Below are 20,251 nucleotides of genomic sequence, written 5' to 3'. Positions count from 1 at the left end.
AATATTTAACGATAGTAAGAGCGTGTTTTAATAACAATTTTTAAAACACGCTTTTTTATATCTTTAAACCTTCGAAATGAATAAGCCTCATAGCGTGCCCCAATCCGAGATAATTGTCGTAAACGATTAGGATGTATACCTTTTGTATCAATATTTAACTTTAAGCCTTTTATATACTCTAAACGCTCAATTACCTTTAAAAAGGATTCTGGTGAAAATTGGCCAGGTATTTCTTTTAACCAAGCTAAATATGTTTTTTTAAGAATTAGGCATAAAGTGAAGTAGACTGCTTATTTTTTCTTTTTGTAAAAGAGATAAAGGAGATGTTAGCGTTTTAAATATAATTTCTTCAGCTCTTTTACGTGTTTCCCATATTGCTCTTTCTATTACTGCCATTGAAGGAAGTATAACTTGCCAAGTGCGTAATTCTTGCAATGCTGTCTCAATGAGATATGTAGTATTCCCATTATTTAATGCATGAGATTGAAGAAATTTAGATAATCTTCAATAATCTGTAGTTGTAAAATTGCGCAAACTATATTCCTTTCGAATTTCTTCTACATGTTCATACCTTGTAGCTTCCCGCTGGGCATATAGCCCCCAGTCTTCTGTACTTGCACCAATTTGTCTCGCTACAAATTCTAAAACTTCGTTAGGAATGTGCTCAATATCTGATAAAGTCCAACCTAAATATTGTAAAACACTTAATTGCATAGCAAAACCTAGTCGATTATAATCCCTCCGATGACGATTAATGATTTGTTTATCGTGCTGACTGAAGGTAAAGTATGTACTTAAAGTCCATTCACTAATATCAGAGGGGATTTGCATATAACGCTTTCGTTCTTCTGCTGTAAGAAGTTCTCGTACTCTCACATACATAAGAATGCCTCCCCTTGCTATTTTTCATAAAACTATGCTCTTTTACTTTTGTTAGAATTTTAATTTTATTATCTCATAACCTTCGTGAGGTAGGAATAATGGACAGGATTCTAAATCGTGATAAGCTTGTCTATTTTATTTAGCTAATTGCCTCTTTATTGTTTTGATTGTTGTTATATGAAAAAACAATAAGGAAAGAGTTTATATAATTTTGGGAAATGTATTTATTATCATATAATTAGCCATTTTATAAAAGAAGACACAAATGAAGGGAAAAGTGTTAGTTATGAAATCTAAACCATTAAAATCGGATGATTGTTCTACAATTGATTACGGGGATTTTCAATCACCTATTAAAATTCAACCTGATTGTGCTGTAGAAATGCAAGATCGAGGTGAAATAATACTTAATTATGATCGTACATTCATCTCCATAGAAGACGAAGGGGATACAATTAAAGTTCATAATGATGAAAGTGGTTTTGCTATTATTAACGGAAGAAATTTTCAATTAAAAGAATTTCATTTTCATGTAGGGAACAAAGAGGAAGAGCAACATGAAAGTGAACATGTTATAGAAGGTCATTGTTATAAAATGGAGCTTCATTTAGTACACACAAGTCAAGTAGGCAGAATAGCTGTGTTAAGTGTTTTTTTCAAAATTGGACGTGAAAACTCTGCGATCCAAACAATACTGAATAATTTAAATAAAAAAAACGTAGTAACAACTACAATAGATATTGATATTAAAGAATTACTACCACATGAGACCGTATACTATCACTATCTAGGTTCATTAACCACAAGTGGATGTATTGAAAATGTAGAATGGTATGTATTTGAAACATCAATAGAGATGTCTCAAGAGCAGTATAATATATTTAAGACACATTATTCTGGTAATGTAAGGAAAATCCAGAATCTGAATGGAAGAAAAATACTCAAAAAGAAAATCAAGTTATTCCCCAAATAAGCATTTCAATAGTTATCCATAATAAACAAGAATTATATGCACTATGAATATTTATATAAATTTATGCCGTTCGAACTTGATTCTAATCGGCTAAATCTCCACCAAATGTATTTGTTGCACTAACATCACTAAATGTAGTTATGAATGGAGCCAAATCGATATAAATATAATTAAAACGAAAATAATCAGTAGATATTTTAGAGGTTCCATAACATACTCCTTTTAGACATTAGTATATGTGAAAGAGTGATAAAGCATCCATTTAGGTGCTTTATATTATGGAGAAAGATATAGTGGTATTAATGAACTCTCTTTATTCAGGAAAAATAAGTGAAATTATTAAGTATTGGGTTGAGAAAAAAAGAATACGTGGGTGATTATTAATACGCCGCAGATTCCTTTTCTTTAATACATTTAAAATGCAAGTTTTTATTTATTATTGAGCTTCTATAAATTTAATAATACTTACCTTTAATCTCTTAACATTAATATCTCTTCTAAGTTCTATAAAATTCCGGATTTTCTTTTCATTAAACGATAAATAATATATGTAATGAAGACAAGACTTATTCACAGCATATTACATCGTTTGGTACACTAAGTAATTAAATATAGAAGTTTAATCTCAAACGAGGTAGTGGGTACTACCTCGTTTTTATTTTAAGTGTAAAAAGAGAGGATGTGTCAACTTTTTGAACAGAAGTAAATTTTTCGAAAAATAAAAACTATAACGTTTGACTGTACGGTTTTCTGTATGCTATTATTTAGCTAATTTAAGTGAAGGGGTGACGGATCATTGGGAACCGATATCGAATCGGAGAGGTGGCAGAGCTGGCTCAGGTTTCGAAAAGAACCATTGATTATTATACGAATTTAGGCTTATTAGAAGCAAAACGTTCCAATAAAAATTATCGTTACTACGATGAATCGGCAGTGGATCGTTTGAAATTCATTGAAAAATGCAAACAATTAAATATGAAACTTAGTGAGATTAGAAAAGTATTAGATAATCAACAAAATCAAACAGTATTAAACCATAAACTTGCAGGACAAGTGAATGATGTGTCGGGACATCTTCAACAATTAGAACATGAACTAATGCATTTGAAGCCTTTACTGGATAATCTGACAGAAGAGCAAAAGAAACTTTATATGAAGGGACTATCCGGTCAAGTAACGACACTGATTCAAACGCTTGTTTTATTTTTAAGTTAAAGGAGAAATGAATCGATGTTCTTTCACCCGATGGATTTTCTGATTTTAATTGCATTTGGCTTATCCATATGGGCACAATTTAAAGTAAAAGGAAATTTTAATAAGTGGTCTGAAGTAAATGCTTCTTCAGGACTCAGTGGTGCTGAGGTAGCACGAAAAATTTTAGATAATAATGGACTGTATCATGTACCAATTGAAGTTGTCCCAGGAAGACTTTCAGATCATTATGATCCCACAGTTCGGGTGGTACGACTATCAGAGGATGTATAACTATGGGAACTCTATTGCCTCTGTATCAGCTGCGGCACATGAAGTAGGGCATGCCATTCAACATGATCAATCGTATGGTTTCTTAAGCCTTCGGCATAAAATGTTTCCTGTTGCAAATATTGCATCCGGTATTGCACCATTTTTATTACTGGGTGGCTTCTTGTTTCAGGCCTTCTCATTAATAGGGATAGGTATTATTTTCTTCTCCGCAGCGGTAGCATTTCAATTAATTACGTTGCCAGTAGAATTTAATGCGAGTGCTCGTGCAAAACAATTAATGCTTGCAGAAGGAATGATTTCTGATCAAGATACTAAAGGTGTGAATAAAGTACTAGGAGCCGCTGCCTTAACATATGTAGCCGCTACATTAATTTCAGTTCTGGAATTAGTAAAATATGTAATGATTTTCTTCCAAGGAAATGAAGAAAACTAAAAGTATATAAATAAGAATGTTTTTTTATAGGAGGTGGATCCTTTAGTTTCTAAGAAACTAAAGGTATTAGTTGGAAATATTGAATCTAGTGTTGGTAGCAGTTCTAATTGGTTTTACAGGCTTTTTCGTAGCAGCCGAATTTGCGATTGTAAAAATTAGAAGTTCGAAAGTTGATCAATTTGTATTAGAAGGTAAAAAGGGTGCCTTAGCAGCTAAAAAAGTAACATCAAATTTAGATGAATACTTGTCAGCGTGTCAATTAGGGATTACAGTGACGGCGATGGGATTAGGTTGGTTAGGTGAACCAACGATTGAGAGATTGTTACATCCTTTATTTGAAAGATGGGATATTAATTCTTCTCTCGCAGGCATTTTATCTCTAGCAATTGCATTTACTTTAATGACTTATCTACATGTTGTAGTAGGTGAATTGGCACCCAAAACATTCGCGATTCAAAAAGCTGAAAAAGTGACATTATTACTCTCTACCCCACTTATTTGGTTCTATAAAATTATGTATCCATTCATTCGATTATTGAATGGATCAGCAAGAATGTTAACTCAATTATTTGGTTTAAAACCAGTATCTGAACATGAAGTTGCACACTCAGAAGAAGAGTTGCGCCTCATCCTTTCAGAAAGTTATGAGCGTGGTGAAATTAACCAAGCAGAGTATAAATATGTAAATAATATTTTTGAATTTGATAATCGTATTGCAAAAGAAATTATGGTACCCCGTACAGAAATTATTGGTTTACACGTAGATAATTCTCTAGAGGAACATATTAATACAATACAAAGTGAAAAATATACGCGTTATCCTGTATTTGGAGAAGATAAAGACGAGATTATCGGTATGGTGAATGTAAAAGACTTCTTTATTCGTTATATAAACAAGAGTACAGAATCATTTGATACAATTCGTCCGTACACACGTCCAGTTATTCAAGTAATTGAGACAATTCCAATTCATGATTTAATGTTAGAAATGCAGAAGAAACGTATTCCATTAGCTGTATTATATGATGAATATGGTGGAACTGCAGGTATTGTTACAATTGAGGATATTCTTGAAGAAATTGTTGGGGAAATTAGAGATGAGTATGATGAAGATGAACATGCTCCGATCCAACATGTGAGTGAAACTCATAAGATTGTAGATGGAAAAGTATTAATAAGCGAATTAAATGACTTACTAGATTTACATTTAGACGATAAAGATGTAGACACCATTGGTGGTTGGGTCATGATGCAGAATTATCATATGCAAGAAGGACAGTCTGTTGAATCCGAAGGATATGAATTTAAAATTATTTCGAAAGACTCACATCATATAAAACGAATAGAAATTCAAAAAGCTAAAGAGCATGAACAAGAAGATGAAAGTAAGTAAACGGTAACAGAGTAGTTACCGTTTGGATTCTCTAATGAATAAAATAAATACATTATAAGAAAAAAGGGAGAGACAAAATGTTTAAAAAGATTTTGGCTAAATTCGGTAAAGGTGCAGCAACAGTAGATTTGCGTTTTAAAAACCCATCTTATTCTGCTGGAGAAACACTGCATGGAGAAGCTTGGATTGAAGGCGGTCAAGTTGAACAAAAAATGAATAACCTTACAGCGGACTTCATGATGAGTGTTGTCACAAAACAAGGATCTGTTACACGTAAGGTAGCAACTATTCCATTGAACGGATCCTATAACATTCTTCCAGAGGAGTCCAAGGTAATCTCATTTTCTTATGATATCCCAAGAGATCTTCCTGTATCTAGAGGGGGCGTTTCTTACTATTTCGATACGCACTTAGACATTGAAGGTGGCGTAGATCGAAAAGACTTTGATCGTCTTGTTATTGAAGCACCGGAAGAAGTACAAAATGTTTTTTATGCATTGAATCGATTAGGGTTCCAAGAAAAATCTACATCGGGTAAATTAGATACATGGGGCCAAGAGTTTTCCTTTTTCCCAAGAGAATTATTTGTAAACGAAGTTGATGAAATAGAGGTTCGTTTTGCTTATGAAGAGTCAGGGATTCGCATTTGGATGGAAGTAGATTGCAGAACCAGACATGGGGAAATGGAAGCAAGACGTGAGTTTTTCATTGAACAAGATGTATTGAAAGAAAGTAGACAAATAGCTAATATTTTAAAAGATTATATAAATGAAATGGTAAATGATCCGCATGCTTATGCACAACCATTCTCATATCAAACACAACAAAACTATGATCATACTCATCAGGGTAGTAACGGAGGTAGTCCAATTGCGGGTATGATTGGTGGTCTAGCTGTCGGCATATTAGGTGGCATGTTATTGAATGAACTAATGGATGGATTAGGTGCAGATGAAATGGTAGAAGAAGCAACCGAAGAATTAGGATTGAATGAGGAAGAATCATTTCTAGGTGGTTTCTTTGGAGATAGTGATGAAGAGTAAGATTATCTCTATAAAATATTAATATTTTTATTAACCCCTGACTTATGTATAAAGTCAGGGGTATTTTTGTTTCGTATAGAACAATGATATTCTTATATTTTTCGATAGTTTAAAATACTATACTCGCACGATTAGTTAAGCCAAGGTACATTCTTTTTATGTGAATTTTAAATTGAAGATTTGATATAATTTAAAGTTCATATGTTTATACAGAATCGTTCTTAAATAATAAGCCTTGTGCGCAATATTGAATAATATCTCTTCTTTTAACAATACCTATAAAAATCCCATCGTCATCTATAACAGGAACAAAATTTTGTTCCATAGCTCTTGATAAAAGGTCTTCAATTTCCGCATTGATGGAAACTGGTTCATTTGTACGGTGTAAAGAAACTTCACTCAGAACAACTTGTTGAGTGTTATTAAAACTTAATGATGAAGTATTTTTGAGTTTCCATAATAAATCTCCTTCTGTAAGTGTACCTGCATATTCTCCCTCATTATTGACCAAGGGGACAGCTGTATATCGGTGGTATTCCAACTTTTCTAAAGCCTGGCGCATTGTTGAATTTATATTTATATAAACCAATTCACTTTTGGGTGTAAGAAAAAATGCAATGTTCATGCTATTGAATCTCCTTTTTATAACTTATTTACTTATTATTCTTTATATTTTATTTGTAGATTATTTGAACGATTGGTTACTGCTTTAATGATTGATTTCCCAACTATCAAAATCAGTATACTTTTTATATACATTCTCTATAACATTACCGTGCCAAATATTTTTATATTCAGGTCTCCCCATCTTAACGTTATACTCACTTATGTCACCATTTCTATTCTGCCACTCAGGATTTTCACAAGCATACCTGTAATTAAATATACGTGCCCTTTTTAATGTTTTAAATGTAATAGGGAAATGCTTTTCTTTACCATCTTTGCAACCAATTACTCGATATGCCTTACTTTGTTCTCCAACAGTTTTAAAATAGGGTTCTGTAAAATCTTGTATGATTTTTATATAAACCTCTCCCTTTCTAAGCGCTTTAGAAATATTATATAGCATAAAAAAGAATTTTATGGAAGTACTTTATTAAATATATAGTTTAATAATAAATAGCTAGTGTTGCTTTAAACTAAAGGATAAGCAAAAACATTGAATAGCCCCTTGTTGTTCTACAAGGGGTTAAATCTTTTTTTATAAATAGAGGTGTGACTTTATACATCTCCTTAAAGCTCAAATACGTGGATCCTGCCAGAAATTTAAAGGGAAGTGATTGCTTTCATGATATGCCTCAAATTCATACCCTTTTTCCTTTAACCCTTTTATGATGGCTGGTACGGCTGCAACTGCTTGAGGGTGAATATCATGCATTAATATAACTTCTTGGGACTTCTTTGCATTAGTAAGTACATTTTGAGCAATATTTATGGAAGCCGACTCTATAGGTACGTTATTATACTTCCAATCTAGGGAGTCAATTGTCCAATCCCATACTTTAAATCTACCATCTACTACCTTATTACGAAGTTCTTCATTTAATCCAGGCATAGAACCATAAGGAGGTCGGGTTAATTGTGGTTTTTCTCTAATAATGTTCGCTATTAAATTTTGATTTGTTGTCATTTCATTAACATAGTCACCATTTGTATATAATTTTTTGAAATCATGAGTCATGCTATGCATACCCACATAATGACCTTCTGTTTTTTCTCGTTTTACTAAATCAGGATATGCCTTTACATTCTTACCAGTTAAGAAAAAAGTTGCTTTTACATCCTGTTGTTTTAGTATATCCAAAAGCTCAGCTGTATATTTTCCTGGTCCATCATCAAATGTAAGATATGCAATTTTACGTATTTGACCGTTAAATTGGTTAGGTACTGGTTTGTTTATCTCTACGTTATGCTGCTCGCTTACAAACTGAATTGAGTTCTCTTGGTTTGTTACCCCTCTTGCAGGTGATGCAATTGATTGACTCACAAAATAAGTAATGACTACTAGAGCTACCGTTAGAAGTGATATTACGAATTTTTTGGCCTGAAATCTTATTTTCACTCTCTATATTCCTTCCTCTACCTATTAGCAATAATTTGTTTAAATACAATTATACCAAATTACATCTGGTACCAAACAAATAGTATAATTTACCTTATTTTCGAGTATTTCACTAATTAATAAGAAATGTATTTTTCTTAACCGTTTAAACAGGTATACCTATATACATGATAGTTCATATGTAAAAAGTAAGTTTACATCTTTTTATAATTTGTTAAATACGTCAATACATATCCAATTAAAAACCCATTGAAATCAGCATATATGTATGATATCAATGGGTTTTTAAGAGTTTAATATTTCGTATTTTTTGTAAAATTCATTGTTAGAAATACGTCTAAAATGACAAAAGTGAAAATTTTATCTCTAATTGATTTTAAATAAAATTCAAGTTTCTAATCTACTTACATTAAATCATTCTTTTATTTTTTGTATAGACAGGGTGTACCTAATGGTAGCATTAAATATTTAATGAAATTACATTAGCGATAGGATAATGCTTGTCTCCCTAATGCTTCCCACGATTGAATGAAAATCTCTTGGTTTACTTTGTGTGCTTTTTTCACAGTTAATGGGTCATTGATATAAATGTATTTGTCCTCCAAACCTACAATAACAACAGCATGTAAATCCAAAGGCGCTGTAATTTTTTTGTCATCATGTTTCCAAGACTCCCATCTATCTGGAAGGCGATAATCTCCTGTAGTCCATACTACTACAGGTTTACCGAGCTTAATTTGAGTTAACACAGTATTAAAGGTTTTTCCTGTTAAGTTTACTGTGCGATTTGGTAGATAACGTTCCATCAATTCTTGTAACGGTTGAACGTGGACAGCGTACCCCTTATTTTTTCCAGTTATATCTCCGACAAAACCTTCTTTAGGATCTCCCCATTGAATGATGTCTCCACTTTTATTTGTAGACAGTGGCGTAGGATCTTTTTTTATCTCGTTAGCTAAATCCATTTTATTAACTTTAATGCCTGCATGCTGTAATACCATCGCTAAGCTTGTAACTTCGCATCCATATTTTAATTCTGGCTTTTGTGATATAAGCGGCACATCTAAAATTATTTTTTTAGTGGCTGGAGTGGGGGCTGATTGCAAAGATTTACTTTTGGGCATAGAATGTGTGGTATTTTGAATCAATTTGTTATCTTCTTGTTTAACTTGTAATTCATTCTTTTTAAGCGAGGGTGTTTTTTCTGAACATCCCGCTAAAATTAAAACTAAGGCATACAAAGTTAGAAATCTTTTCATAGCATTCACCTTTTCAATAGTAATTACTTAATACCGTAATATTCCGTTATCTAATATTTTTTAGAGGTATAGAACGTTTCATAAGCTTCATTTTATGTGGCAAAGTCCAATTACCTACGTGTGGTAAAAAGGAAGCCCACGCGCACCAATTAATAATTTGTGACTTTAAGTTACAGTTATAGTATAAGCGACTTGAGGAGAGCTATGCTGGAATAAAAAGTATTAAAAGCTTTATTCTCAAAATTACTAATGAACCAAGGATATATCTGTCTAAAATGTTTCGTTAATCTAAAATAAATTTTCTGAATATTTTAAATTTTAAAATAGAGAAATGGATATTGAATGCTTTAAAAAAATAGGAAGAGAGTATATTTCTTTCTTTTTATACAAATTATTAAGGGTAAAATACTTATGAAATCAGTAGGTATTATTAAAAGATTATAAATTGTTGAGGTGATTCAATATATGCCAAAGTTAGATGTAGAGGGATGTAGTCTTTACTACATAGTAAAAGGAGAAGGGACTCCTATCATTTTTATTCACCCGCCTACACTTACCTGTGAAAATTTTGAATATCAGATAAAAGAATTATCTAGAAATTTTAAAGTAATCGGTTTTGATGTTAGAGGGCATGGGAACAGTCAGAGTTCAAGTCAGCCAATTACATATTCACTAATTGCTAAAGATATGAAGAGTTTACTGGATTATTTGAATATAAAAAAGTCTTTTGTATGTGGGTATTCAACAGGAAGCTCAGTTGCCTTGGAATTTTTATTAACATATCCCGAAAATAGTTTAGGAGGAATTCTTATAGGTGGAATGTCAGAAGTTCGTGGAGGGTATTTAAAAAATAAGATTTCTCTTGGAGTCCAATTAGCGAAAGCAAGAGCAATTTCATTTTTAGCATTTGCCATTTCATGGGGGAATTCTAATACAAAAAAATTATTTAAAAGAATGTTTCGAGAAGCTCGGAAAGGTAATGCAAAAAATATCGAACAATATTATCGTTATAGTTTGCAATATAATTGTACAAATCGCCTTAAAGACATTCATCTCCCTATGTTATTAGTTTATGGACAAAATGACAAAACTTTTTATAGTCATGCAAATTTACTGCATGAAGAATTACCATGTAATGAATTAAGATTTATTAAGGGTGCAAAACATCAAATACCAACAAAAGCGGCTACAGATTTAAATCAAATGATTGAGCAGTTTGTTTGTACTCATTCTAAGGTGCCTAAAGAAGTTCATAAATCATAAAGTATTATCTGAGATCTAAAAGGGATTTAAAATTAATATTTTCAAAAAGGATAACGGGATGAGATTTTTTTCTAAATTTAAAAATTATAATTAACAGTAGATTAATTAGAAATGAAATCATGGAAACAGGGGATTTTAGGGAATAAAAGATAGAAAAGCAATTAATATACCTAATGGACAATGAAGATATGAGTTAAAAGAAGATAAATAAAAAATTAACAAGTGGAGATGTTGAAAAACTAATTGGAGTCACCATATGCAAAAAAGAGAATTGTACGTATTAAAAGAGATTAGCCGATTTCCTGTAATATAAGGAACCGGCTATCTGCTTTTTTATGGGGGTGTTGTGTTTTAATAGTGACAGTTATTAGTTTGAATTAATTTGTTTCTTTTGTGTGTTAGGTGTAATTTCATCAGCAAATTCCATATTTGCCAAGTTTACTTTGGATGGAATAAATGTTCTTGTTTTAATTTAAAAAACCTAGAAACGTATATTTTATTAATTCTAAAATAAAACCCTTACTTGATAGCGAATTAGTAAATTTAATTCTTATTTAACAATATAAATTTTTTCTTCATAATATGTTTTGTAGAGATTCATATGAAAGCGGGCTGAATGATTATGCTTTATTCGAATATAAGTAAGCAAATTAGAGTACATTCTCATGGTGCAGTTGGGGTTCATGCTATAACACATAGTGCTGCACACAGTACAGTTCAAGCTGTTCATCAAGCATTGCAAATGCAACAACAAATGTATGAAAGTATGCAGCCGCCTATTTATCTGGATATGCAACCATACTATATATCTGGAGGTTATTACAACTCTATAGTGATTTCAGGGGAAGGGATATATTTTTCAACAATTCCTTATGAAACTGTATACAATCTATAGAAAGATTTTGATTGTTAAATTAGTATTTATAAGTAATAATGGTTTTACTAAATTGGTATAAAAAAAGAGCAGCTGAACAGGGTGTTCTCCCCATAATTATGAATTATTCTCCATCATACGTGCAAACAATTATAGGTTATTTTAAATTGAAATATTTTCAAAATACACAAGGAGATCTCGCCTAAATTGAATGAGTAAAGAAAGCATACTAAGAGAGCAAAAAATGCTTATCAATCAAAAAATTTTTCTTCATTTTATAACTTGTTGAAAAGTATAAGATACTTTTTTGCAAATGACAGAGGGTTCTCAATTGAACTAAAATGTACAAACATAAGTAATGGATTCATAAAAAGCCAATGGTTATGGAGAGAATCAATAATTATTCCTTGTTGTTGTAAAAGAAATATAAAAGGGTATACTTCTTCTTGCCTTAAAGCAGTTTCTCCTAAATTTAAAGCATTTCCCTGTTCAGCTAAGCTTTCAAATGAAAACATAGCCCCAATGACGTGATTGGGGGCCGCATTCCTTCCCATAATTGAGGTATATAAATTATTCCTTTTTATTTTTACTGAACAAACTCCATCTTCAACTGTATGTTTCCCACCTAAGATTTGTCCAAATTGTTCACATAAGGTATTCATATTAGCCATGAATCTTTCTCCTTTTAAATAAGACTTATATTATAAGGTTTACTTAAAAGGTTAAAAACATAGAACAGGTACAGAACTCTTCTGTTAAAAAATATAATAGTTATGACAATTTAAAATAAACTATGAATAATTTTATTTAATATTTGTTCTACCGTATTTAATAATGAATTTTTATTTTTGTTTATTATAGAAAGACTAACATTATACTCATCTATATTAAAATTATTTTCTGTATAATCAATACTGTTTATCATGTGCTGGAAAGCGTTCGACATTTCATTTAATCCATGTATTAGAATCGAATGTTCTTCTAATATGATATTTGGAGGTATTGTTGTTTTTAGCCCTTTTAAGTTCTCATCAAAATTCTTAGTGTATGCTACAAGTTTTTGATGTGTATCTTCTCCAGAAGAATTAGAAAGAAAAACTATTTCGTCAGATAATTTAATAAGAATTGAACCCATGTTTTTTAGATACTTTCCGTATTCCGAAAGTTTAGCATTCATCCGCATCTTCCTTTCATTGTTTCAATGAATTAATACAATGTTCAAAGACTATTGGGATGTAATTAGCATGTATCATTGTTCTTTACATATTAATATGTAAGTTAAATTAATAAATTACATAAATTATTGCTTTTCATCATTGATGGAAAGCATAAAACGTAGTTGATTGAGAACAACAATATTATTTTTATAACTAAATAAAGCTAACTTATTTGAATATATTTTCTCTAATTTATTAGGTATATATTAAAAATTAAAGTAGAACCTAAGAAATAAAAATGTAGCGTATAGAAGGGTGATCGTGTGAATTTTATTTGGCAATCATTAATTTTAATTCTTGCTGGAATTCTGTTATTAAGAATTGCTGGAAGAAAATCCATATCTCAAATGACTTTAGCACAAACTGTTGTCATGATTTCCATTGGTACGATTATTGTTCAACCCATCGTAGAAAAAAGTACTATAAAGGCTATTGCTAGTGCTTTTATATTTGTGGTTACGGTTATACTTTTAGAGTATTTTCAATTAAAGTCTAATACCTTTGAAAAATTTATCACTGGTAAATCTAAAGTAGTCATTGAAAACGGTAGACTTAATATTGAAAATTTAACTAAATTACGTTTAACAGTCGATCAGTTAGAAATGCGTTTACGTAATCAAGGGATTTCTAAAATTGCAGATGTAAAAACAGCGACTCTTGAACCTAATGGTCAATTAGGTTATGAATTGGAGGATGAGGCAAAACCTTTAACGGTGAGAGATTTTCACAAAATCATGCAATCATATAATCAGTCTCTATACGATGTACATAATGAACAGGGAGAAAATAATAATATATTTCAAGAAGTAAAAAACAAAAATAAAAATAAAAATAATCATAGTCATAAAGAACTTAAATAAAAATGGTTCTAACGTACCTTACTTAAAGGATGAAAAATACAACTTTAATGAATATGCTATGTTTTGGAAATAAAGAGGAAGCATAGCGTATTTAATAAACTTGTTACTAAATAACCCAATCATGTGAAAAGATAAATAGCAATTAATTATTTTTTTGTATAAAAAGCCCATCTCCTTCTAACCATTCTGCTAAAAAAACATCTTCATAATTAGAGATTTTTTGAGAAATAAGTTGAGTTTCCAACCAAGATTCAGAAAAATTTAAATCCTTTAATTCATCCCATAAGACCTTACCATCCCGTATAAGAGTTACGGGTACATAAACCGGTTGATCAGGCATATTAAAATCCTCCCGAGTAGTTTTTTTGTATTGTGTCTTTTTTAAGATGCTAATGGATCCATTGACTTCCAAATAACAAAATGCAACTTCTCGAATAGAAAATGTTTCACTCTGCCATAGCAAACTTTGTAATTGACTAATATTCATTTTATTTTTCTTTAACTCTTCTCTGTCAACTATGCCATTTTTTATAAGTGCTGATGGTTTTCCTTCAAACGCTCCTCTAAAAAACAGAAATTTTTGTCCAAGATACTCTACGATAAAAAGTAAAAGTCCCCATAAAGTCATAGAGTAGACAATAGTAAAAATACTAATTTTTTGGTCATAAATTGCATTTCCTAATAATTCACCTAAAACTATAGCAGAGATAAATGTAAACGGGGTAATTTGATTAATAATTTTCCTTCCAACAAATTTAACTATTATAAAAAGAAGAAAAAAACCACTTATAAGTTCAGTAGTTATATATATATATTTCATATTTTAAAACCTCCAATCATCAAAGTTTTTTAACATAAAAGTTAATTTAATAAAACATTAAATTATAAGAACTCCGAAAGTAAGTTATAGAAGATATTAAAATATATTAAAATATATTTTAATTAATCCACAAAGAGTATATTTAATGTTATTTCCAGCATTGATGTTACATATTCATACTTCAATCTAATATTTGAATACTTGTGAGGAGGTATTTATAAAAAGAGACCTAACTAAGTAAAAATAGAAAACAAATGATTCCATTTTTCACGGACTAGAAAACGAAGTTTCTTATACTAAGGCATTATTCTATTCATAATCTAAATTATATATAAACAAGATAGATATTTTGCATTTTTTATAATCAAATATAGAGTAGTTGTAACAAAAACGCTCATTTTTGTTACAGTCATAGTTAATAAACTTTTAATCTAATTAACTTGCGTATTGAGTGTAACAAAAATACGTAACATTATTATTTGTAGCAATATCCTTGTTCAAAGGTTTTTGGTACAATGTTTTGTAAAGAAGATGATAAACATGAAGTTTGGTTATATGCGTGTTTCTACATTTGATCAAAATTTAGATTGACAAAAGAAACAGCTTGAAGAATTTGGATGCGGCCGCATTTTCTTCGAAAAATAACCGATACAAAACGAAACCGGTCGGAATTAAATAGTATGCTGGAATTTCTTCGTTCAGAAGATACAGTGGTTGTAACGGATTTAACTCGATTATCACGTTCTACAAAAGATCTCATTGAAATTAAGGAACAAATTTCTCAAAAAGGGGTACAGCCGCACGCCCATCAACTTAAGGGGGAAACAAGCTAAACCTTCATTCTGTCAGGTTAAAACATTCTTAAAATAGAAGTATAAAATATATAATGCTATGAACATTTACAACATAGTCTTGGTCGTTAAAAGCAAAACCACAGCAATCGCTGTGGTTTTGCTTATTAGAGGCACTTCTGTTATTTCCTAAATTTTATACGTTTATTTTGATTGAACATCACCAAAAAACTCTGCAATTAAGAAATATGGCACCATTTAAGCATCAAAAATTTTACGTTTAAAATAAAAAAAGATCTCTAAAAAATAGAAATCTTTTTTTAAAACTAAAGAATTGAGAACTTAGATAATTATATAGATTTAGTAATTGTCATATTTATTTTTACAATTTTTTTTGTGATGAGGGTAATAAGGTTCAAAACGACAATAGCATTTTTTCACGTAGTATTTTTTGTAGTAGTAGTCATAGTCTTTTTCTTCATATTTATATTTATCTTTTTTATAATCATCACAATCATATCTTTCATTTTTATGATGACCACACTCATGTTTCCAATAACTCATCTTTATCCCCTCCTTTATATTTTTATAATATGTTCTTTTTATTCTGTAGTATCAGCTTGTCCCCTAGATTAGTTAAAAAAGGGGCAATGTCCATGCCCATCAAATTAAGGTATACAAATTCACCCAAAAATGAAAGAATGAGCTGTATATCCGTGACTTAGGAGATTTTCGTCTACAAGACTTTAAGTCTATTCAAGACAAGCAGGGCGATTATTTATCCCGTCTTAAGTTACCAATTAAAATATATAGAAAAGGGTTCGAAACAGTCATATTTAAAACATAACACCCTCAATTGAAACCAGTATATATACAAATTCATTTGGAAGAAAATATGAAACAACTACAATATTTTAGTTTAGACTTTCTTGTCCCAACCAAGTCTAAAAAATGAAAGTTTAGAGTTTCCTATCTTTGTACAAAGAATAGGTGTAAAAAGACATGAAAGTAGGAACTTATTTTATAGTGTAATATGTTGAATTATCTACGGTGAAAGTTTATTTAGTATCCATTTTCTTGTCCTCATATCGGGATAAGAAAATAGATACTTCTTTAAACGGAGACACTAAAGTGGATACTTTTTCACATACATACAGACAACAATCAAGTGGGTACTTTTTAAAACTAGCTGCAAACACAATGAATTTTTAACTACTATACGTTGAATTTTTAGGAGCTGGTTTCAATTTTAATATCTAACTCTTATATCGGAGCTATAAATATAAATTTGAAATAAAAAAGGATTAGATAAGTTTTTGTAGAATATATAAAGGTTAAATTTCTGACTTTTAATGAAGCTACTTAACAGTAGACTAAATAAATGAACAACAATATATTTATAGGTAGTAACTAAATCTTGTTAAGTCGTATGTACTATTTTTAGTTTAGCGTTGCCCAGAATGTACACCAATTAATCTCGCGAATTACAAGAAAACTATTATTGAAATGAGGCGTACATTGTGAAGTTGGACGTGAATGAGTTAGCATAGTAGCTTGCCAATAATCCTTTCCGAGTAGAAGGAGTATATCGTTATGCTAAAAATCCAGGTGTGCCTTGTGCTGAGTCTACAGATTATTTCCCAGGATTTGTATTTCCTCTTACAGGAAAGACGCAATTTCAATTTAATGGTACGCCGTATACCCTTTCGCCTGGAAAAGTTATACATGGGGGTGCAAAAATGACATTAGCCCATAAAATGCTTGGTGAAATAAACTGGGAATATATTCTTGTTTTATATCGGATAAGCAATTCAGAACGAGAAGACTCTGGCTTTACTCATCAGCATTTTGAATTATTAACAGGACAATCGCCTCGTCTTGTAGAATTACTTATGCGTCTTTGGGATGTGTATAATCAGCGCGTGGAGGCATTTCGATGTTTCAGACCGAAATGCTGTTTCGCGAAGCGTTGAATGAAGCTTTATTAAGTGTTATCAATAGAGAGAATAACTATGAGTCACATACTTTATTCGAACGAATATCTAGTTACGTTCATGAATACTATTATAAAGATATTGAAATACATACGCTTACAGAACAAAATAATGTTAATCGAAATCGTCTTTCTTACGTGTTTAGAAAGCATGCAGGTATGGGGCCAGCAGAATATTTATTGAACTATCGTATAAAGATGGCTCAAAAAATGTTATGTACAAGTGGTGTGCCTGTGCAACAAATTGCGCAGGCTGTTGGAATCGCAGACCCTTTTTATTTTAGTAGAGTTTTCAAGAAGCGAGTTGGCATTTCGCCTACTAAATATCGCGAGAAGTTCATCAATAATCCATACTAATGTCAACAGGGATCCATTCTTATTTGAAAATCACTGTTCTATACTTATGGAGAGTTAAAGGAACATTGGATTGAAAGAACTTTCATTGAAATCAATCCTTTGTACTATCTGAATAAAAAGTTCTGGCATGAGCATTTTCTTTTTAAGCGTAATGACGCCTTTTTTACTTAGATTACTGTAATATAGTGGAAGTTAAAAATGAGGAGTTATCTAAAATTAACGATTATTGTTATCCACGAGTGATTGGTGAAATGAATGATGATCAAATTCAGCTTTTTAAAGCTAATGGAGATTTTATATGGCATGAGCATCCTAATACGGATAAGCTATTTATTGTGCTTGAAGGGGAGATGTTCATCGATTTTCGTGATGGACAGGTGAAAATTTCTAAGGGCGAGATGTTTATTGTCCCGAGAGGCGTTGAGCATAAACCTTTCAATGAAAAGGAATCTCACATCATGTTGGTAGAGCCTAAAAGGGAAATGGATTGATAATTGTATTTAATATTTCGTTGGTAGATAAGAAAGTGTAAGTAAAATTGAGAAGTTAGGATTTAAACGCTCTATTATGGAAATATTATGAAGTAACCTTTTCCTTAGTAATTCGCCCGTATTCCTATTCTAATATCTAAAATAAAAATACATCACTATTAAATAGTGATGTATTTTTATTTTAGAAAGAATCGTTGTACGTAGCTGTACGAAAATAAAGTTCTCTTTAATTAATAAATTAAAAGCTCTATTCTATTAGAGTTGATGATATGTTTTTATTTACAATATTATATAACTCTTATTTGTCTGGAAAATTGATTTTTTCTGTGGATACTATAATATTTTAGCTTAATAGCGATGTGGCTCTATCTCGTTGTACACAATACAAGTATTTCTTGCACAAGAATCTAAGACACTAAAGCAAAAGTTTTTTCATTTATTTACAAAAAATTCAGTTAATGGTTTTTTATTCTTATAAATGTATATATTTTTTAGATTTTATCCATTATATGCATTTATAATAGTTTTGTTTGCATATTTATTAATTTTTAGACTGTTTAAACTCTAAAAACTTTTCGATAAAATCGTTTGCCTCTTCTGTATAAGAAATATATACTTTGAGGTGTAAGGGTGAATACCTTATAAAAATTTAAAGGAGGTTTTTTTTATGAAAAAAATGAAAAAGTTAGTGAACCTTGCTTTAGCTGGAACTATTGGTTTAGGAGGATTGGGAGCTTTCGCACCAACAGATGCAAGTGCAGCTGAGGTCTCTCCTGCTAAAACTAATATTCCTACTAACTTATCTACTGAATTACCTACTAATTTTGTAGAGTCTAAGTTACCAAATGCAGCGAAAGCTAGTGCGAATTTAGATGTAAGCATAGATGTATTAGGTATCGCTAATTTGATTAGGAATGCTATTAATAGTCAAACTAATCGTTCAGGATTTGTAAAAGGTGTAATGGAATCAACATTTTATTCTGCAGGTCAACGTTATAATGTTATGGTTTTTAACTTAAACCAAAACTATGAGGATCGTTTTCACGGTGTTAAATTCTTCGGAACAACAGTATATGATGGAATCACTTTTGGAATTTGGGTATTTGAGGATGGGGAATTCACGAATAAAGGTGATGGCGGATGGATTAACTGGGCATTTAGAGGTTGGTTTGATCGTGATGGTGGCCATGTTAAATTTTATCGCCCATAAAAATAAACCACAAAATCAGCCAATTTTGCGGTTTATTAAATAAAAAGTATTACCTAAGCCTAGGAGGTCATATTCTAAAATCAACTCCTAGTAAAAACAGTATAGATGATATTTATTAAAAAGAAAAGCACTCTTGGGAGTGTTTTTCTTTTTTTATTTAAAAATTAGGATTTTTAGGAATGGAAACAACAAACCCTTTACCTTCTTTGTTAACATAATATTTCGGAAATAAATAATAAGATTGTTTGTGTTTTTTATCATTTTAGCTAAGAAGACTTCTTTCTCAAGGAGTGTGAAGGGGCACAGTCCAGTGAGTAGGTGGGAGGCGTTCAATTAATATTAGAACATATAAAAAGACACTATAGTATGCATAGTGTCTTTTTATATGTTGACTTATTCTGAAAGAAAGTGTAGTGATTAATCATAATTTGTTGGATACTTCTTGGTTAATTCTATTATAACATTATCATGGAAGAATTTAAATGCATTTATGCATATATATAATTTTATTATATTTTAGACACGTCTGAATTTCTTTCGATTTCCAAAAGTTCCAGTTTCTTTATTTTTATATCTATACTATAATTTAACGAATTTCCGGAAAGAATTCTCCTTCCTCAAGCGTGTGAAGGGCGTAGCCCAACGGTAGGTGGGAGATGAATTTCGGTTTGGCGTAGCCAAAAGGTTTTCCTTTTTATTTTGCCTCTGATATAATCAGTCTTATAAATTATAAGGGCTGGTATATAAATGAAATTAGATAGTAATAACCATTCAGTATTCTTGTTATATTATCACCTTGTGTTGGTCGTGAAATACAGAAGAAATGTGTTTGATGATGATATGTC

18 protein-coding genes and 5 pseudogenes are annotated in these 20,251 nt (G+C 30.9%); 14 read left to right on the top strand and 9 right to left on the bottom strand.

Annotated features, from left to right (window positions below; all coding sequences use genetic code 11):
* Nucleotides 1-35: 35 nt before the first annotated feature.
* A pseudogene (locus ACUN13_RS30760) lies at nt 36-882 on the bottom strand (DUF4158 domain-containing protein); the annotation flags it as partial.
* Nucleotides 883-1,168: 286 nt separating this feature from the next.
* Between ACUN13_RS30760 and ACUN13_RS30755 the strand changes: the two are divergent.
* The 5 genes and pseudogenes from ACUN13_RS30755 (at nt 1,169) to ACUN13_RS30735 (ending at nt 6,209) form a co-directional block, all read left to right on the top strand.
* On the top strand, nt 1,169-1,855 hold the full coding sequence (locus ACUN13_RS30755) for a carbonic anhydrase family protein (protein ID WP_400154776.1): 687 nt from the start codon (nt 1,169-1,171) through the stop codon (nt 1,853-1,855).
* 795 nt (nt 1,856-2,650) lie between these two features.
* Nucleotides 2,651-3,070: a MerR family transcriptional regulator gene (locus ACUN13_RS30750; protein WP_098281857.1), complete on the top strand. Its 420-nt coding sequence runs from the start codon at nt 2,651-2,653 to the stop codon at nt 3,068-3,070.
* Between the two features lie 15 nt (nt 3,071-3,085).
* A pseudogene (locus ACUN13_RS30745) lies at nt 3,086-3,773 on the top strand (zinc metallopeptidase).
* A 70-nt stretch (nt 3,774-3,843) separates the two neighbouring features.
* The gene (locus tag ACUN13_RS30740) at nt 3,844-5,166 is read left to right on the top strand and encodes a hemolysin family protein (RefSeq protein ID WP_098281856.1); all 1,323 of its coding nucleotides are present in this window, start codon (nt 3,844-3,846) and stop codon (nt 5,164-5,166) included.
* A 77-nt stretch (nt 5,167-5,243) separates the two neighbouring features.
* Nucleotides 5,244-6,209 carry a sporulation protein gene (locus tag ACUN13_RS30735; protein ID WP_324656905.1) on the top strand — a complete coding sequence of 322 codons (966 nt, stop codon included), beginning with the start codon at nt 5,244-5,246 and terminating at the stop codon, nt 6,207-6,209.
* Nucleotides 6,210-6,414: 205 nt separating this feature from the next.
* Here the strand turns inward: ACUN13_RS30735 and ACUN13_RS30730 are convergent, their stop codons facing one another.
* The 4 genes from ACUN13_RS30730 to ACUN13_RS30715 all read right to left on the bottom strand — a co-directional run bounded on the left by ACUN13_RS30730 (nt 6,415) and on the right by ACUN13_RS30715 (nt 9,530).
* Nucleotides 6,415-6,834: a CBS domain-containing protein gene (locus ACUN13_RS30730; RefSeq protein WP_324656906.1), complete on the bottom strand. Its 420-nt coding sequence runs from the start codon at nt 6,832-6,834 to the stop codon at nt 6,415-6,417.
* An 84-nt stretch (nt 6,835-6,918) separates the two neighbouring features.
* Nucleotides 6,919-7,278 (bottom strand): hypothetical protein, encoded by a 360-nt coding sequence (locus ACUN13_RS30725; protein ID WP_000966630.1) that lies wholly within the window; start codon nt 7,276-7,278, stop codon nt 6,919-6,921.
* Between the two features lie 171 nt (nt 7,279-7,449).
* On the bottom strand, nt 7,450-8,271 hold the full coding sequence (locus tag ACUN13_RS30720) for a peptidoglycan-N-acetylglucosamine deacetylase (protein WP_438906448.1): 822 nt from the start codon (nt 8,269-8,271) through the stop codon (nt 7,450-7,452).
* Nucleotides 8,272-8,753: 482 nt separating this feature from the next.
* Nucleotides 8,754-9,530 (bottom strand): C39 family peptidase, encoded by a 777-nt coding sequence (locus ACUN13_RS30715; RefSeq protein ID WP_098853039.1) that lies wholly within the window; start codon nt 9,528-9,530, stop codon nt 8,754-8,756.
* A 465-nt stretch (nt 9,531-9,995) separates the two neighbouring features.
* Between ACUN13_RS30715 and ACUN13_RS30710 the strand changes: the two genes are divergently transcribed.
* On the top strand, nt 9,996-10,793 hold the full coding sequence (locus ACUN13_RS30710; protein ID WP_324656909.1) for an alpha/beta fold hydrolase: 798 nt from the start codon (nt 9,996-9,998) through the stop codon (nt 10,791-10,793).
* Between the two features lie 622 nt (nt 10,794-11,415).
* On the top strand, nt 11,416-11,688 hold the full coding sequence (locus tag ACUN13_RS30705) for a DUF3947 family protein (protein WP_409532410.1): 273 nt from the start codon (nt 11,416-11,418) through the stop codon (nt 11,686-11,688).
* Between the two features lie 254 nt (nt 11,689-11,942).
* Here the strand turns inward: ACUN13_RS30705 and ACUN13_RS30700 are convergent, their stop codons facing one another.
* Together ACUN13_RS30700 and ACUN13_RS30695 are read right to left on the bottom strand one after the other, a co-directional pair.
* Entirely contained in the window at nt 11,943-12,338 is a 396-nt protein-coding gene (locus ACUN13_RS30700; RefSeq protein ID WP_409532409.1) for a DUF1259 domain-containing protein, read from the bottom strand.
* A gap of 110 nt (nt 12,339-12,448) precedes the next feature.
* A complete protein-coding gene (locus ACUN13_RS30695) occupies nt 12,449-12,844 on the bottom strand; it encodes a hypothetical protein (protein ID WP_409532408.1) in 396 nt (131 codons plus the stop codon).
* Nucleotides 12,845-13,147: 303 nt separating this feature from the next.
* On the opposite strand from ACUN13_RS30695, the gene ACUN13_RS30690 reads away from it, so the two are divergent.
* Complete coding sequence (locus ACUN13_RS30690) at nt 13,148-13,744, top strand: DUF421 domain-containing protein (RefSeq protein ID WP_324656912.1); 597 nt, start codon at nt 13,148-13,150, stop codon at nt 13,742-13,744.
* 142 nt (nt 13,745-13,886) lie between these two features.
* Here ACUN13_RS30690 and ACUN13_RS30685 read toward each other — a convergent pair whose 3' ends face one another.
* Nucleotides 13,887-14,564 carry a DUF421 domain-containing protein gene (locus ACUN13_RS30685; protein WP_324656913.1) on the bottom strand — a complete coding sequence of 226 codons (678 nt, stop codon included), beginning with the start codon at nt 14,562-14,564 and terminating at the stop codon, nt 13,887-13,889.
* A 540-nt stretch (nt 14,565-15,104) separates the two neighbouring features.
* On the opposite strand from ACUN13_RS30685, the pseudogene ACUN13_RS30680 reads away from it, so the two are divergent.
* Nucleotides 15,105-15,382: pseudogene (locus tag ACUN13_RS30680) on the top strand (recombinase family protein); the annotation flags it as partial.
* A gap of 333 nt (nt 15,383-15,715) precedes the next feature.
* On the opposite strand, the gene ACUN13_RS30675 reads toward ACUN13_RS30680, so the two are convergent.
* Nucleotides 15,716-15,919 (bottom strand): hypothetical protein, encoded by a 204-nt coding sequence (locus ACUN13_RS30675; protein ID WP_098852686.1) that lies wholly within the window; start codon nt 15,917-15,919, stop codon nt 15,716-15,718.
* A 133-nt stretch (nt 15,920-16,052) separates the two neighbouring features.
* Here ACUN13_RS30675 and ACUN13_RS30670 point away from each other — a divergent pair.
* The 5 genes and pseudogenes from ACUN13_RS30670 to ACUN13_RS30650 all read left to right on the top strand — a co-directional run.
* A pseudogene (locus ACUN13_RS30670) lies at nt 16,053-16,304 on the top strand (IS4 family transposase); the annotation flags it as partial.
* A 661-nt stretch (nt 16,305-16,965) separates the two neighbouring features.
* Nucleotides 16,966-17,705 (top strand): annotated as a pseudogene (locus ACUN13_RS30665) (helix-turn-helix transcriptional regulator).
* A gap of 251 nt (nt 17,706-17,956) precedes the next feature.
* Nucleotides 17,957-18,196 (top strand): cupin domain-containing protein, encoded by a 240-nt coding sequence (locus tag ACUN13_RS30660; RefSeq protein ID WP_324656914.1) that lies wholly within the window; start codon nt 17,957-17,959, stop codon nt 18,194-18,196.
* A 667-nt stretch (nt 18,197-18,863) separates the two neighbouring features.
* The gene (locus ACUN13_RS30655) at nt 18,864-19,406 is read left to right on the top strand and encodes a stress protein (RefSeq protein ID WP_409532407.1); all 543 of its coding nucleotides are present in this window, start codon (nt 18,864-18,866) and stop codon (nt 19,404-19,406) included.
* A gap of 747 nt (nt 19,407-20,153) precedes the next feature.
* On the top strand, nt 20,154-20,251 hold a 98-nt coding region (locus ACUN13_RS30650; protein WP_170925762.1), incomplete at its 3' end, for a transposase.

This window comes from Bacillus cereus group sp. Bce041 (genome assembly GCF_052646455.1).
This window is presented reverse-complemented; position numbering and strand designations above follow the sequence as displayed.